The 16,487-nt window shown below is 41.9% G+C and carries 10 protein-coding genes; 8 read left to right on the top strand and 2 right to left on the bottom strand.

The window, feature by feature from the left end; all coding sequences use genetic code 11:
- Positions 1–18: 18 nt before the first annotated feature.
- Together E2P86_RS12275 and E2P86_RS12270 are read right to left on the bottom strand one after the other, a co-directional pair.
- Complete coding sequence (locus E2P86_RS12275) at positions 19–1,101, bottom strand: FecR family protein (protein ID WP_134433352.1); 1,083 nt, start codon at positions 1,099–1,101, stop codon at positions 19–21.
- 46 nt (positions 1,102–1,147) lie between these two features.
- Positions 1,148–1,678: an RNA polymerase sigma-70 factor gene (locus tag E2P86_RS12270; protein WP_085471369.1), complete on the bottom strand. Its 531-nt coding sequence runs from the start codon at positions 1,676–1,678 to the stop codon at positions 1,148–1,150.
- A 593-nt stretch (positions 1,679–2,271) separates the two neighbouring features.
- On the opposite strand from E2P86_RS12270, the gene E2P86_RS12265 reads away from it, so the two are divergent.
- From E2P86_RS12265 to E2P86_RS12230, 8 genes are all read left to right on the top strand, one after another.
- On the top strand, positions 2,272–5,553 hold the full coding sequence (locus E2P86_RS12265) for a SusC/RagA family TonB-linked outer membrane protein (RefSeq protein ID WP_134433350.1): 3,282 nt from the start codon (positions 2,272–2,274) through the stop codon (positions 5,551–5,553).
- Between the two features lie 19 nt (positions 5,554–5,572).
- The gene (locus tag E2P86_RS12260; protein ID WP_085471371.1) at positions 5,573–7,285 is read left to right on the top strand and encodes a RagB/SusD family nutrient uptake outer membrane protein; all 1,713 of its coding nucleotides are present in this window, start codon (positions 5,573–5,575) and stop codon (positions 7,283–7,285) included.
- Between the two features lie 262 nt (positions 7,286–7,547).
- A complete protein-coding gene (locus E2P86_RS12255) occupies positions 7,548–8,570 on the top strand; it encodes a hypothetical protein (protein WP_134433348.1) in 1,023 nt (340 codons plus the stop codon).
- Positions 8,571–8,674: 104 nt separating this feature from the next.
- A complete protein-coding gene (locus tag E2P86_RS12250) occupies positions 8,675–9,244 on the top strand; it encodes an RNA polymerase sigma factor (protein WP_085471373.1) in 570 nt (189 codons plus the stop codon).
- 86 nt (positions 9,245–9,330) lie between these two features.
- Positions 9,331–10,539 carry a FecR family protein gene (locus E2P86_RS12245; RefSeq protein ID WP_134433346.1) on the top strand — a complete coding sequence of 403 codons (1,209 nt, stop codon included), beginning with the start codon at positions 9,331–9,333 and terminating at the stop codon, positions 10,537–10,539.
- Positions 10,540–10,723: 184 nt separating this feature from the next.
- Positions 10,724–14,083: a SusC/RagA family TonB-linked outer membrane protein gene (locus tag E2P86_RS12240; protein WP_200811733.1), complete on the top strand. Its 3,360-nt coding sequence runs from the start codon at positions 10,724–10,726 to the stop codon at positions 14,081–14,083.
- Positions 14,084–14,100: 17 nt separating this feature from the next.
- The gene (locus E2P86_RS12235) at positions 14,101–15,579 is read left to right on the top strand and encodes a RagB/SusD family nutrient uptake outer membrane protein (RefSeq protein WP_134433344.1); all 1,479 of its coding nucleotides are present in this window, start codon (positions 14,101–14,103) and stop codon (positions 15,577–15,579) included.
- Complete coding sequence (locus E2P86_RS12230; RefSeq protein ID WP_166785201.1) at positions 15,566–16,480, top strand: endonuclease/exonuclease/phosphatase family protein; 915 nt, start codon at positions 15,566–15,568, stop codon at positions 16,478–16,480. The genes E2P86_RS12235 and E2P86_RS12230 overlap by 14 nt, the downstream gene beginning before the upstream one ends.
- Positions 16,481–16,487 lie beyond the last annotated feature (7 nt).

The raw sequence follows: 16,487 nt of genomic DNA, 5'->3' as shown, positions 1-16,487 counted from the left end.
AATGGTTGATTGTCTTGTTTATGATTTAGGGGATAAGCGTAATAACCCATCGCTTATTTGGTAATTTATGCCAGAGAATTTTAGTATTTTCAATACATCATCGAATGATTGTTTACGGGCTATTTTACCGGTTAAGGTTTTATGGCTGTAGCTTGGTGCAATTTCATATTGGAAATTGTACCACTTCGATAAATTTTGTAAGATATCTGCAATAGGGGTATTGTCGAACTCAAAATAGCCATCTTTCCAGGCATACAATTTTGGAGGATCGCTGATGATAGTTCGTACATGTTCGCCCGTCTGTATATCTATTTCGAATAATTCGCCCGGTTTCAACAGTGTTTGCGTTTTACCTTGATTGAGTTGAACAGAACCCTCCACGAGGAAGGTTTTAATCGATTTTCTATCGTGATTATAGTACTGAATATTGAATTCGGTACCTAAGGCCTGGACAGTAAGGTCCGCTACATGTACAATAAAAGGCTTTGCCTTGTTCTTCGCAACTTTGAAATACGCTTCTCCCTCCAAGAATATGATTCGGTCGTTTAGATTGAATTTTTCGGGAACATGGATTTTACTTGCCGCATTCATCCACACTTCAGTCCCATCCGCAAGAACGATCTTAAACTCTTCACCTTTAGCTGTTTCAACGGATAAACTGTTTTTTGTGCTTTGATGGTCCATCGTTAAAACGTTGCTGCTGTACTGGTTGCTTGCCGGTCTTTCGTTCCCATGACTTACTGTTGCACGAAATATGCCGGGAGAAAAAGTTGGTTGATTGGAGACCGTCAGCGTTTCTGGCTTTGTACTGTTCCGGTACAAGAGAAAGATGCTGCTTACCGTCAGAGCCACGAGAAGTGCCGCCGCAACTTTCCAGATCATAGACCTTTGGGTAGATGCTTTACGATCAATTAGTTTATCCTGTAAAATAGACCGTAGGTGTACATCCACCGCCATCAGGCTCTCTTCGTCCAGCGGTGCACGCGCGCGTTGCTTGGCGACATCATTGTACCAGCTTTCTATCGCGGCCTGCTCTTCGGGCGTGCATTGGTTTTGTTGATATTTTTGTAATAATTCCTGTGTAATTTTTGGTGTTGACATTGTATCCACGTCGGTTAGTTCGGATATATGACAAAGAACCGGGGAGTTAGTAGTAGAAGAAAATCAAAATAAATTTAATTTTTTTTCGAAGGATGACTAAAGCATTGTGAATCTGCTTGCGAACCGTATTTTCGGAGATATTTAATTCGGCTGCAATTTCTCGATAACTAAGGTCTTCGAACCTACTTTTCTTAAAGATCACCGCCATTTTTGGAGGGAGGTTTTCGATTTCGTAGTTGATGATTTCTGCCAGGTCTTTTTCGCGTAAAAGATCATCCGGTGTATAGGCGTAGTCGGTTAGTTGAGCCGCTTGGATGTATGCTTCAAATTTAGCAGCCAATTTGCCACGCGATAACCGATTGATAACAACATTGCGAATAGAGCGATATAAATATGAAGAGTAGGAACTATTGATGTCTATGGTATCCAAGATATCCCACAGGTTAGTAAAAACTTCCTGAACAATATCTTTCGCTTCATCCTCATCCTCAACCATGCGGTAAGCGTGCAGGTAAAGTTTTAACCAGTGACTTTCGTAGAGTGAGGTGAAAATTTCCTTTTTATCAATAATCTTCATTAAAAGCAGACACCTGTCTGTATTGGTATTGTTACAGCGTCAATAGTACAAATTTTATTCCAGTTATGGATGTCATTTTTTAGGTGATGACATGATTTAAACAATGTGCACCCCCGCTACGAAATACGTATAAACACGTGGGAATTCGTACATATGCTTGTTTCTGCAAGTGTCTAAATATAGGATCTAGTTATTAAAAATATTTACTATATGGGTTGTTTTTATAAACGGAGAAGATATTTGCTAAAACATTTTTGTAATTAATTTAAAAGATATTTCTGTTTGTAACGTTGTTATGTTACGTTTTTGTTACAAAAATATTACTGTTATATGTTGAAACTTAGGTTGTTGTGTTTATTGTTTTATTTTTTTTTGGTTAAATATTTTGATATATAAACATGTTGTGTAACTTAAGCTAACTAAACACTAAAGCAATCAAGTATAATTTTTGTTAAATGAAATATCTTTTTAGGTATTTCATGCACCTATGTATATAAACTAAATTAATTGCGTATGAGATAAATATTCTATTTTTCTTCGCGTGCGACTACACGCAAAAGCTAATCAATTTTATAAACCATTTTACGATCACCATGATGAAACTTAAGAAGTTTTCAAGTGGATTTTTCATCGATAGAAAAAATCCGCTTCGGCAAGCTCTGTGCATTTCTGGAGCCTTGTTAATGCTGAGTAATGCGAGTATGGCAAACTCATATTCGACCCATGAATACGCTTTATTAGCCCTAAACAAAGAAAAACAACAAAAAACTGTTCGCGGAATCGTTACCGACGCCGTTACACAGGAGCCCTTGGCCGGGGTAACGGTTAAGGTTGCGGGTAAGACAATCGCGACCTCCACGGGTGCGGATGGAAGCTTTGAGCTTCAGGCTGCCTCAAACGATATACTTGAAATAAGTTACATCGGCTATCAGATCGCACGGACTACTGTATTGCAAACACAAGGGGTTATTCGCGTAGCACTACAAGCAGATAATAGTAGCTTGGAAGAGGTTGTTGTAACGGGCTATGGGACGCAGCGTAAAAAGGATTTGACGGGAGCCGTTGCGGTAGTTAATACGGAGCAATTGAAAGCGCAGCCCGCTGCCACGGCGGTAGAAGCATTACAAGGGCGCGCCGCCGGGGTACAGATCGTGAATGATGGTGCACCGGGGTCCACACCACAAATAAAGATTCGCGGATATAGTACAATCAATAACAATGAACCTTTGTATATCATTGATGGCGTTCCTTTTGAAGGGAAGCTGAGTTGGCTGAACCAGAATGATATTGAGACCATGCAGGTACTGAAAGATGCCTCGGCTGCATCAATCTATGGTGCGCGTGCCAATAATGGTGTGGTGATCATCACTACCAAAATGGGGAAATCAGGGAAACCACAGATTAATTTGGAAAGTTATGTCGGTATACAAGTGCCGCAGTATAACCGTTTTCCAAAAATGATGACACCACAGCAGGTGTATGACATGAACAATAAGATGAATGGGACGAATTTGGCTTTGCCGGATTATCTGTTGGTCGGAGCGAAGGGGCTGGAGAAACAAGATGATATTACTCCGGCCGATTATGATATGTCAAAGTATAACTATTCCCGTGATCCTTCCACATTTTATCAGATAACAAAAGCCAATAAAAGTGGAACGGATTGGTTTCGGGAAGTAAGCCAGACAGCACCTACTCAAAATTATCAGCTTTCGGCAACGGGCGGTAGTGAAAATGCGAGTTATGCCATGTCTGGAGGTTATTTAAATCAGCAGGGTACCGTTATTCACTCGGAGTTTGAACGATTCAATATCCGGACAAATACACAGTTTAAAGCTTTCGATGGGAAGTTGCGCTTTGGTGAAAATATGCAGTATAGTTACACCGAGGGTGTAGGGATGGGGGTTAATCCGAATGCAGCTGGCGGTTATATGGGGGATGAAAGTGTAATTGGTTGGGCCTTCCGGTCGCAGACCATTATTCCAGTATATGATGAGGGAGGAAATTGGGCCGGTAGCCGGGGTGGATACGGAAACTCCCGAAACCCAGTTGCGGTGGCTTATCGGGCTAAAGATAATGTAAATAGAAGTAGTTTCTTTTTCGGGAACGCTTTCGGTGAGGTGGATATACTCAGTGGGTTAACATTACGTACTAGTTTTGGTATGCGGTATGAAAACTACGGAGGGCGGACAATCACCTATCCGAATCCAGAGTTTTCGGAAGGATCATACAGCAATAACAGTTTAAATGAGTCTAGTGGATACAATCGAGAGTGGACCTGGACGAACACCTTAAACTATCGTAAGGTATTTGATAGGCACAGTTTGAATGTCTTGGCCGGTACGGAGGCTATCAATAACCGAAATAAGAATCTCGCTGGAAGTCGTAATGGATTTTTCACCTTGAGTAGTCTGGATTATTTTTACCTGAATGCAGGAACATCCAACTTTGGAAATACAGGGGATGGAGATATGGGCTCTATGTTTTCGATCTTTGGAAAGGTAGATTACAGCTTTGACGACCGATATATCTTAAGTGCTACGGTACGTCGGGACGGCTCTTCAAACTTTGGCCCGAAAAATAAATACGGGGTATTTCCTGGTGTCAGCGGTGCATGGCGTTTATCCGCCGAGGAGTTTATGAAGCCCGTGACATGGATTACAGATTTAAAACTTCGTGCCGGTTATGGGGTAACCGGGAACCAACGCATTCCTTCCTATAACTATTTGAATCGATACGCGAGCTCTATCACACACTCTTCTTATCCAATCAATGGTACAGTAGAGAGTGGTTTATGGCAAAGTGATTTTGAAAATGTGGATGTGAAATGGGAGCAGGTAAATGCCTTTAATATTGGTTTGGACTTCACACTGTTGGGCGGTGATTTTGATGGGGCGATCGATTATTACGATAAGAAGACCAATGATATGCTTTTCCGAGTACCTCTTCCTGCGGCAGTTGCGGGTCGTGCGACTTCACCTTATGTGAATGTCGGTAATATGCGGAACCATGGTGTCGAAGCAACGTTAGGCTACCATTATGGTCGTCGTCAACAAAAAGATTTTACCTTAGATGTAACGGGAATGTTCGCTAAAAATATCAATAAAGTTGTGGCCTTGGCACCATCCGTAAAACAGCAGAATTACGGTAATTTCAGGACAATCCAAACAACGGTATTGAAACCAGGGGAGGCATTTGGTTCTTTCTATGGGTATCAAGTGGCGGGTGTGTATAAAGATGCTGCCGATGTGGCAAATTCCGCAAACTATTCTGATGGTAAGGGGAGACCAGGCGGGTTAAAGTATGTAGATATTAATGGAGACGGCGTTATCAATGATGCCGATCGGACAGTAATTGGAAATCCACACCCGGATTTTGTGTATTCATTGGGCATCAATGCGGCATACAAGAATTGGGATATTGCTATGTTTTTCTATGGATCACAAGGGAATGATATTTTTGATATGACACGCTATTTTACCGACTTTGGTGTATTCAACGGTGCGCGTAGCACACGACTATTGGATGCGTGGAGTCCCGAGAACCCGAATAGTGCTATGCCTTCTTTGACGGCAAATCCTTCGTCTTTTGAAACAGCTACTTCAAGCTATTATGTAAAAGATGGTAGTTTCTTGAAGATGAAAAATCTGCAAATTGGCTACACTTTCCCGGTGCAGCGTCTATTCGGTAGTAATACTGCAATTAACAAACTACGTATCTATGCCGGGGTGACTAATTTATTCACCATTACCAAATACGATGGCTTAGATCCTGAGGTGACAGCCACGCCAAGTGATTATCCCGCAATCGGTGTTGATCTTGGTGTTTATCCACAGTCGCGTCAGTATTTATTCGGTTTGAGTCTGGGTTTTTAAGCATAAAAAATAGAAAGTCATGAAAAGAAAATCAATATATATGTCTTTGTTAGCTGCTGGATTACTATTTGGTAGCTGTGGTAAGGATTTCTTAAATAAGGTGCCTCAAGGGCAATTGTATGGAGATCAGATTGTGAGCGAAGATGGGGTTGAAGCGCTCCTGTTAGGGGCTTATGGTATAATGAACGGAAATGTAAACGGTACCTGGGGTAATTATTCGTCGGCACCAAGTCAATGGGTGTTTGGAGAGATGACCTCGGACAATGCGCATAAAGGTTCCGATGAAAACGATCAGTCGGCAATGAATCTGATTGAGGCGTTAAAAATAAATCCAGCCAACGATCAGTTGATAACGATGTGGCAGGTATACTATGAAGGGGTGATGCGATGTAATACGACCTTACGCTTTTTGAAAACCGTGCAGGCTGGTTCCTCGAAGATTGCGGCCAGTCGTGCGCTAGAAATTGAAGCGGAGGCCAAGATGTTGCGTGGTCACTATTATTTCTTTATGTGGCGGATCTTCCGTTACCTACCTTACATCGATGAAAATACAACAACCGAGGAAGCGAAAGCTAAACAAAATGATGTTGACATCTACGATAAGATTATTGATGATGTGAAGTTCGCTGCAGAAAACTTGCCGGTCACTAAATTTAAGAGCCAGTCTGGCCGTATGGATAAAACCATTGCGAAGGCTTATTTAGGTAAACTTTATTTGTACCAAGGGAAACATGACTTGGCACTTCCGCTCTTTGAAGATGTCATTGGAAGTAAGAATTTAGTTTCCATGCCGTTTGAAAATAATTTCAATGTCGAGACAGAAGATGGGCCGGAAGCAATCTTGGTATCTAAGCATGCCATCAACCCGAACGGCTCAGGCGATAATGCAAATGTTGGGGATATGCTCGGCGGTCTGTATGGTACTTCACCCGTGGGATGTTGTGGATTTTACCAACCAACGATAGATCTCGTGAATGCTTATAAAGTGGATGCAAATGGTTTACCGTACCTGGATGGTAGTTATCGAAATAATCCGAATACTTCGGATATGGAATTGACAGGGAAGGATAAAGTAGATTATGAGTTGGATGTTACCTTTCGGGTAGATCCTCGCCTGGATTATACGGTAGGGCGTCGAGGTGTTCCATACTTGGATTATGGTATTATGCCCGGGGACGACTGGATCCGTAAAGCTTCCTTTGCAGGGCCTTTTGTAGGAATCAAAACGATGATTCGGAAGAGTCAATTCGCCAACCACGCCGTTGCAGGGGAAAACTATATTACAGGGCTCGATGTCAATATTATGCGCCTGGCGGATGTGATCTTGATGGCAGCGGAATGTGCCGTGGAAACAGGTAATTTACCTAAAGCACTGAAGTATGTAAACATGGTCCGGGAACGTGCCGATAAATTACCGCGTAAGCAGATCAATAATGTCAATGTGGCTGATTATATGGTAAAGCCTTACCCATCTTTCCCAAGCCCAGATTTTGCACGTAATGCGGTACGCATGGAGCGCAGATTAGAGCTGGCTTTGGAGGGCCATCGGTATTTTGATCTCGTGCGATGGGGGATTGCCAAACAGGTGCTGGAAAGTTATTCGGCATTTGAAAGTAAACATCTTCCGTTTTACGGTGGCTTAGTGTATAATACTTATAATGCTTATTTCCCTATTCCGCAGACAGAAATCGATCGCAGTGGTGGAACATTAAAGCAAAACGAAGGATACTAATCATTAAACATGATTGATAGGGCTGCTCATAAGTATTAAAACTTTTGAGCAGCCCTTTTTGTGCATTTCGGTTTTTATTTTTACTTTAGTTCCATATTACGACTAATCAAGATAGAAAACCTGTTTAAAGACATTATTTTTTAAAGACTTATGTAAACTTAACAATTACATAATCTAAGGGTTCAATTGAAATTATTAGTTTTGTGCTTTATCTAATTTTTGTTGCTGGGTCGGTCCACTCGCCTTAAAAATTAGCTAAAAAATGAAATCAAATATTTTAATAACCAAAACCTGGAGATCATGGTGTGGTCTTCCTTATCGGGTGTGGGGTGTCCTTTTGGTAAGCACATTCATATCCTGTGAGAAAAGCAAAGAAGATACCGGTCGGGTAACTGAAATTATCGTGAGCGAAGATGCTGAACAAGCACACATTATTTCAGCACATGAATTTACCGTTGAAGGGGGGAAGGATACGCTCTATGTATTTGGAGATCAGATGCTGGATGTGAACTTTGAAACGAGTGATCCTAATACATGGGTTAAAGTGGATAAGATGGAACCGGTGGGGGGTAAAGGCGGCGTACGTTTAATCCTAGAGGTAAGTCCGATGCAAACCCAATTCAAGAAACGTACAGGCGTGCTAAATATTAAAGGTGCAGAAGCATATTCTGGGAAGTTTATACGATTTTCACAAGGTTATGATACACGTATTGCAGAGGAGTTTGCCTGGTTGCGTTATGGGAATGGAAATCCACTAGATGAGGGGCGGGGAACGTTAATTGGTCAGTGGACCAATGCGCAAAAGGAATATGGATGGACAAATCCAGGGACCGCTGCGACATCGAAGACCTACGGGATGAATGGCTTTGTGCAACTTGGCTCGGCAGATTTTGGTGGAACATTGCTTTCTGCTGTGGTGCCTGGTATAGAGAAGGATAGTTTGTTGCTATTGACCTTTAATGCTGTAGCCTATACCGCTAGGAATGGTGAACAAGATGGGAATAAACTGACCATAAAACTAAAGGGCGCAGAATTTGCTGATGGACAGACGAGCAAGATGGTCGAATTAAAGTATTACGATCATCAATCTGCTTTGATCTTAACTAAAATGTGGGAAGAGACACAAGCTATTTTTGCACTGAAGAAGCCCGTGCATAACCCAACTGCCTCGACAATCCAGTTGGAATTCATTACTGGAGATGGGCAAGAGATGGCCAAAAACCGATTATTTGTAGATAATATTAACCTATATACCACTGCGCAGTTTCAGGCGATCAAAAAATAGCCGAATGTGTGGGGTAAAGAGAAACAATTCGTTAACCTTAAGCTAACCTATACATTATCTAAATTTTAGTTCTTTGTATAGCCAAGCCATGGACGCTGTATTGCATGATGAAATTAATGAAGGAAGTTTTCGTTGGAGATGAGTTTGATCGATTTATCGAGGGGGATGCTGTGGCGTTTCGAAAAGCTTTTGATTTTTATTTTCCCATTATCCTCCGCTATGCAATGAGTAAATGCGGGGATCGGGAGGATGCGGAGGATATTGCCCAAGAGGCCTTTACGCTATTATTTTTACATCGTGAAAAGATCTTTTCCGCTGTTGATATATATCCTTACTTATTTGTCATCGCGAAGCGACTTTGTCTGATTTACTTTCGGAAAAAAATTAGTGGAACCGAGGCTCTTCCCGTGGATGCAGGGGAAGAGCTTTCGATTTCCTTTGATATGGAGACACAGCTCAATTATGCTGAATTGTCACAAGTTTTAAACAAAATTATTCTGAGCTTACCCACACAGCAACAAGAAGTATATAGGCTTAGTCGCCTAGAGGACTTGCCACATCAAGAGATCGCAGAATACATGGGAATCTCAAAAAATACGGTTAAAAATCATCTGTTAGTAGCAACTAAAACCGTACGTCTTAAATTACAAAAGATGTATTTTTTCTTGTTTTAGCGCGACCCTTTCCTCTTTTATTTTTTTTTAATTGAACTAGTACATTTTCTGTTTTAATGCATTTATAGTATTAAATATTACAGAGATTGGATAAAGAACAGCTACATCAATTATTATTACGCTATCACAGAGGCCATCTACGACCTGAGGAATTGGATATCCTGAAAAAATTTTTGGGAACGAAGGGCGGGCAGCAAATGTTGTATGATAGCTGGGATGAAGAATTTGAAGCCTGGACAGGTGATAAAGATCTGGAAAGGAATCAAGATGCACTTTTTGAACGTATGTTAGCCGATAAACGCATAGTGTCTATCTTGGCGCAGCATAAGGGCAAAAAGAAAGGAATGATCCTCCCATGGAGACGACTCGTTGCCGCCGCTTGTCTGTTGCTTCTTTCAGGCTTGGCCGCCTTTTGGTTTTATAGGCAGATACCAACGATAGATGCGGACAAGGACTTAGCCAATCAGCAACATATTATTCAACCGGGAAGCAATAAGGCCCGCATCCTGTTTGAGGATGGTAGTTTTGTGGAACTCGAAAAGATTAAACAGGACACATTTTTACAAGATCAAGGTTTACGAATCTATAAACAAGCCGATGGCAGCATTGCTTACGCCTACACCGCGACAAAAGAAACACAGAAACCGGTGTACAATACGATTGTAACGCCAAAAGGTGGAGAGTATAGTTTGGTGCTTCCTGATGGTTCTAAAGTGTGGTTAAATGCGGCCTCTAAGTTACGATATCCACTTTCTTTTGGGGCAGATAGCCGTACAGTAGAACTCGAGGGCGAAGCTTATTTTGAGGTCGAAAAAGTAAAAAAACAGGATACATCGATTCCGTTTTACGTGCAAACAAAAGATCAAAAATTGCAGGTGCTCGGAACCAAATTCAATATCAATAGCTACAACAATAAGATAAAAACCACCTTGATCGAAGGAGCTGTCGCGTTGCACTACGCGCATCAGGCGAAACCGAAACATCTTAAACCATCGCAGCAGTCCGATTATTCCGTGAACGAAAAAGATATCCAAATTAAGGATGTCGATCCTTCATACAGTATTGCATGGAAATCTGGAAATTTTGCTTTTGATGATGCCTCTATTGAGCAGGTTATGGAAGAGGTGGCTCGGTGGTACGATATTGATATATCCTATCAAGGAGATATGTCCAAAATACGCTATAGCGGGACGATATCACGATTTGAAAAATTTGAACAACTGTTACAATTAATAGAGTGGACCGACCTAGTAACATTTAAAGTGGACGGAAGGAGGGTCACTGTTATGAAATAAAGACTGCGGTCTTTGGCGATAAAAAAAGCAGGAACGTTGGAGCCGTCCCTGCCAGTTTTGTCCGAAGACATCTTAGATTGAAACGTATCAAATTATTAATCTCAACCTATTACAAATGTATGAAAAAAAACGGTTAGGGATAGGCTATCCCCATGACCTACCTATATTGAAAATTCCATTGTATATGAAATTGACATGGATGTTATTGCTTGTTGTTATTATGCATGCAAGCGCTACTTCTTTCGGGCAGCGGATTACCATTACGGGAAAGAAAGTAGACTTATCCCGGTTATTAAAAGAGTTTGAGCGGAAGAGCGGGTATACCGTATTCTATGCACAGGGCTTGTTGCCTCGTCAAGCAACGGTAGACGCTCATTATGTGCAAGCCGATGCATTACATGTTTTACGTGACGTACTAACTCCGTTTGAACTGGATTTTAAGCGAAAAGACCGAAGTCTGGTACTAATTCGAAAAATCAAGGTTGCACAACTGAATCCTATTACCACCGATTGGTTAACCCCTGTGGTACAGCAACAGCCTATTACTGGCGTTGTTAAAGGTGCCGGGGGAGTTGCCCTCTCCAATGTAACCGTAAAGATTAAAAATAGTGATTTACAAACACGCACTGATGATCAAGGGCAGTTCAGTTTGCAGGTGAATCAGTTTCCCGCAATCCTAGAAATTTCTTTTCTGGGGTATGATAGAAAAGAAATTATTGTACAAAAAGGAGGGCCAATTGATATTGTACTAACTGAGAAGGTAACAGACGTTGATGAAGTCGTTGTTATTGGCTACGGGGAAGTGAAGAAGAAGGATTTAACAGGTTCTGTTGTGAACGTGAAAATGTCTGACATACGGGATGCTCCGGTGTTATCAGCCGATTTAGCGCTTCAAGGACGTGTTCCGGGCGCTGATATTATGGCTTCGTCTGGAGAACCAGGGGCGGCTACCTCAATTCGTATCCGGGGAACACGTTCTATTACAGCCACGAATGAACCTTTGATTGTTGTGGATGGTGTTTTGGATGGGGTTACAAACCTTGCGGATATCAATATTGCGGATATCGAATCTATCTCTGTACTTAAAGACGCTTCTGCTACGGCTATTTATGGGTCACGAGGAAGTAATGGGGTCATTATTGTTACGACGAAACAAGGTAAAGCCGGTAAGGACAATATCACCTGGCGAAGCACATTTGGATTATCCCAACTACCCCGCAAGCTTGATATCATGAATGCTTCTCAATTTGCCCAATATAGAAACGACTTCGCTTTATTTACGACTTCTGATCCCTACGGTAATATCACCGAGAATTCACCGATGTCGGACTATCCATTTCCAGATCCGAGTGCGCTCGGTAAAGGGACCGATTGGGTCGATGAGATAACGCGGATTGCACCCTACCATACACATAACCTATCCCTTTCGGGCGGTAGTAGTCGCAGCACGTATTACGCCTCTGTTGCTTATGATAATACCCAAGGGATTATCCAAGAAAGTGGGCTGGGACGCTTTACGGGGCGCCTGAATCTCGATTATAAATTGTTTCCCTGGATGAAAGTGGGAATAAAGACGAATTATACCAAGCGGGATGAAGATCAGAATTTGGTAGCTATTGGTGGAACAACTTGGTGGAGTGGTGCAATTTACCTCAACCCTCTAATTAAGGTGTATGATAATTTTAATGATCTGTGGTATTCGGGACAAAAGTTCAACTCTCCTCGATCTATTTTGGACCTGGACGTGATACGCAATGTGAAACGAGATGGTATTACGAACACCGGATACATTGAAGTAGAACCGATCAAAAATCTAAAGGTAAATTCACAGTTGACCTACTATTATTATGGACAGCATACCTATCGTTACGATCCTGGTAATATGCCTGCTAAAGCCGAAAACGAAGGGGGGACAGCCTACCGGGGTGAATTTACCGAAGAGAACCTGATGAGCCAAACGACAGTCAATTATCAAAAGAAATGGGACGATATCCATTCCTTGGATTTTACAGCGGGGTTTATTGGACAGAAGGTGTCGAGCAACAATTTTACCCTGCAGGGAGAAGGGTACCAATCGGATGCAATCTTATGGAACAATATGAATGCCATTCCGGATAAAGAAAATTATGTTGCTGGGACAGGAAATGAGAGTAAAACCTCCATGTCTTATTTAGCACGTGCCAACTATAACTATAAAAGCAAATATTATTTGACGGTAACGGGGCGTCGCGATGGTGCTTCTAACTTTGCACCTAACAAAAAGTGGGCATTCTTCCCATCAGCCGCGTTGAAATGGACGGTTAGCAACGAGGAATTTTTAAAGGATGTTACCTGGTTAAGTGACTTTTCTATCCGTGCGAGTGGTGGGCGAACAGGAAATGATGGGATTTCGTCCTATCGTTCGTTGGCAGCGCTTTCCTCCTCGACTAACGGATACCTGTTTAATGGCTCACAGCCTGTCGCTTTTTACCCATCACGCTTAGCGTCCGAAGAACTGTCTTGGGAGAAGACTGATATGTATAACATAGCAACAGATATCTCCCTGTTTAAAGGTCGGGTAAATATGACACTTGAAGCCTACCTTTCTTATACGAAAGATCTGCTCTTAGATGTACAGACGCCTACACAGACAGGATACACAACGCGTTTTGCCAATGTGGGCAAGACTTCTAATAGAGGTGTTGAGTTTAGTGTGGAGACACGTAATATTGAAAAAACTGATTTCTCTTGGTCAACAACCTTCTCGGTGTCGCACAATAAACAACGTGTAGACGATATTGGGCATTATGATTATGTCAACGTATATGGTGCGGCTGGAAATAACAGCTATATGATGTACGGTTATGTAAAAGATTATCCATTGAATGCCTTATGGGGATTTCAATATGCAGGTACCTGGAAGTCACAAGAAGAAATCAATCGTAATAAAGTAACAAAAGCTTATGTTTCTGCTTCTAATCAGCAGTATAGGCTTGGGTCGGCGCGGTATATCGATTCGAACCACGATGGTGTGTTTAATGAAAAAGATTTAATCTATCTGGGCAATGCCGATCCGTTAATTTATGGTGGACTTCAAAACAATTTTAGATACAAAAAGCTGAGCCTGGGGGTATTTTTAAACTATTCATTGGGTGGAAAAATTTACAATATATCAGAACAATGGATGGGGAACGGTGGAAACTTCACCAACCAGTATACGTATATGTTGGATAACTGGCATCCGATTCGCAACCCGAATTCTGATATCCCTCGTGCTGGGTCGACTGATAATATTGCCTCCAACCGGATGGTATACGATGCGAGCTATCTGCGTCTTAAAAGTGTCTCTATAGGTTACACATTTGATATGTCTAAAATAACAAAGAGTAAGCTGAAAGACATTCAGTTGGGGCTTGCCGGGGAAAATCTTTTTGTCTGGAAGAAGTACAATGGGTTTGATCCTGACGTGTCTTCGCAAAGTAGCACCTCCACGTTGAGACGTGTGGATATTGGTGCTTATCCAAAGCCAAGAACCATTGTGGGAAGTATTCAAATAAGGTATTAATTCAAAAAAACATATAAATGAAGCGTTTAGTTTTATTTTTTATGGCAAGTGTGCTGTGGAGCAGTTGTTCGATTGAGGAACAGCCTACTTCCTTTGTCAATAGTGATAATTATTATCAGACCGAAGCGCAGTGTATTTCAGGACTGAATTCGACATACATACCATTGCGGAGTATATACAGCTATACCTACCTTATGGCTACCGAAGGTGTTTCAGATTTAATGTATATCGCTTCAGGGACTTTGGATGCGCAATTGGATATCTCTCCGGCGCAACCCCGATTTGGTCAAACCATGTGGACCCAAGGTTACCGTGGGGTGATGTATTGTAATTCCATTATTGAGGGCATCAAACGCTCTCCCTTATCGGAAGAAACAAAAAATAGGCTGTTAGCCGAGGGAATGATCATGCGTGCGTATTACTATTGGTTCTTGACCTCCACCTTTGGCGATGTGCCTTTCTATACAGAGGATGTTGCAAATGCACAAGTGTTGGATAAAATCTCAAAGATGGGGCGGATGCCTGCAGTTGATACACGCAACTATCTGATTCAGGAACTCTTAACGTATGTACCTTACCTGGCTCAGGTGCGGACGAACGATACGCCGGGAAACCGTAGTGGTGCCGCGATGGGGTGGATGCTGATTGGTAAGCTGGCACAGTGGAATAAGAAGTGGGATGTCGCCAAAGAGGCTATGGATCAGCTTGTGGGAATTTACGGTGATTTTGGACAGTATCCGCTGTCTGATATCGCGTTGAAAAACAAAAATATCCTAGAATCAATCTTTGAGATACAATTTACCTACTCCGAAACAGGGTTGCAGGTTACGACGAATGCCGCGGCAATTTGTATGCCTACGCGTAGTACGGGGGCCATCTATGATGGTGTGGAGATTCCAGAGTTAGGGGCTAATTCGACAACATGGTCTCCTCTGCGACCAAATAACTATTATTTCCAGACCGTTATGCGTCGTGCGACTCCGGATAAACGTTTGGAGATGAATATGCTATGGGCGTATAAAGGGGTGAATTTCAAAAGCACAGCAACGCGACCGTGGCTCGGCACGAAGTTTTGGTCCTACAACATGTATAATGTCGCTGACGGTAATAATCAACGGGTATTTAGGTATGCGGATGCATTGTTGATGCAAGCGGAAAATTTCATGGAACTCCGCGATCAGGCGTCCTCCGTTCGCTATCTCAATATAGTGCGACAACGCGCTGGCTTGGCAGATTATGTATTTAAGAACTGGGACTTGTTGCGCGAGGAAATTCAAAAGGAAAGAGGACGCGAATTGTTGGGCGAATACCAACGCAAATACGATTTGGTACGTTGGGGAAATTGGTATCAAATGACATACGACTTTACGGATTATGCCTCCTTAAAGAACAATATGTTGCCTTGTCATGAGTATTACCCTATTCCAGATGTGGAAGTCGTAAAATCAGGTTATAGTTTGGATAATAAAGCATATGAATATTATGGAAAAGGTTAAGCATTTATATAAAACGGGTTCTTGGAGAGCCTGGACATTATTGGCATGTTTTAGCCTTGTTTTATGGACGGCCTGCAGCAAAAAAGATGTTGAGCTTCCAGATAATGGCGGAGAAAAGGAGCCTGAAGAGTTGACTTTGCCCGATACCCTAAAGATTATGAGCTACAATATTTTGGAGGGGATGAAGAACGATAAGGCTAATAATTACAATAAGTTCGTGGAATGGGTTCGATCTTATAATCCAGACGTGCTAGCGTTACAGGAAGTCAATGGTTTTAATCAAAAAGCATTGGAGAAACTGGCATTACGTTATGGTCATAAATATGTGATTACTAATTTGAAATCTACAGACAACTATCCCGTGGCTTTAACCTCAAAGTACCCTATTGATGCACGTCGCCGGGTGACCTTACATGTGTCTCATGGTGCTATTTTTGCGCGCTTAAAGGATACGGATTTAAATATTGTCGTTACTCATTTTTGGCCACAGGCCTATTGGTATAAGGTGGGGGATAATCTAGGTAATGATTATCGTTTACAAGAAGCAAATGTAATTCTGGATAGTACAATACGTAAGTTTCCGAATGAACAGGACTGGGTATTTATGGGGGATTTCAATTCGATCTCGCGCAAAGATTATGATCCCACGGTAACGGGAAACAGCTACGCAGCACTGGATGAAATAGAAAAGGCCGGTTATATGGACGCAATTCATCATTTACATGGCTATAAATCAAATGGTACCGCTGTTTATGATTTTCAGTACCCGGGAAGACGGATCGACTTTATATTCGGAACTCCATCTGTTTTGAAACGGGTGACCAAAGCGATGCCGATCTATGATGACTTTACAAAGGTGTATTCGGATCATCCACCGATGCTGTTTCATTTGATTCTCTAATTATTAC

The sequence above is a fragment of the Sphingobacterium psychroaquaticum genome (genome assembly GCF_004421025.1).
Lineage (GTDB): Bacteria > Bacteroidota > Bacteroidia > Sphingobacteriales > Sphingobacteriaceae > Sphingobacterium > Sphingobacterium psychroaquaticum.
The sequence above is the reverse complement of the archived record's forward strand: the minus strand, read 5'-3'. Positions and strand labels throughout refer to the sequence as shown.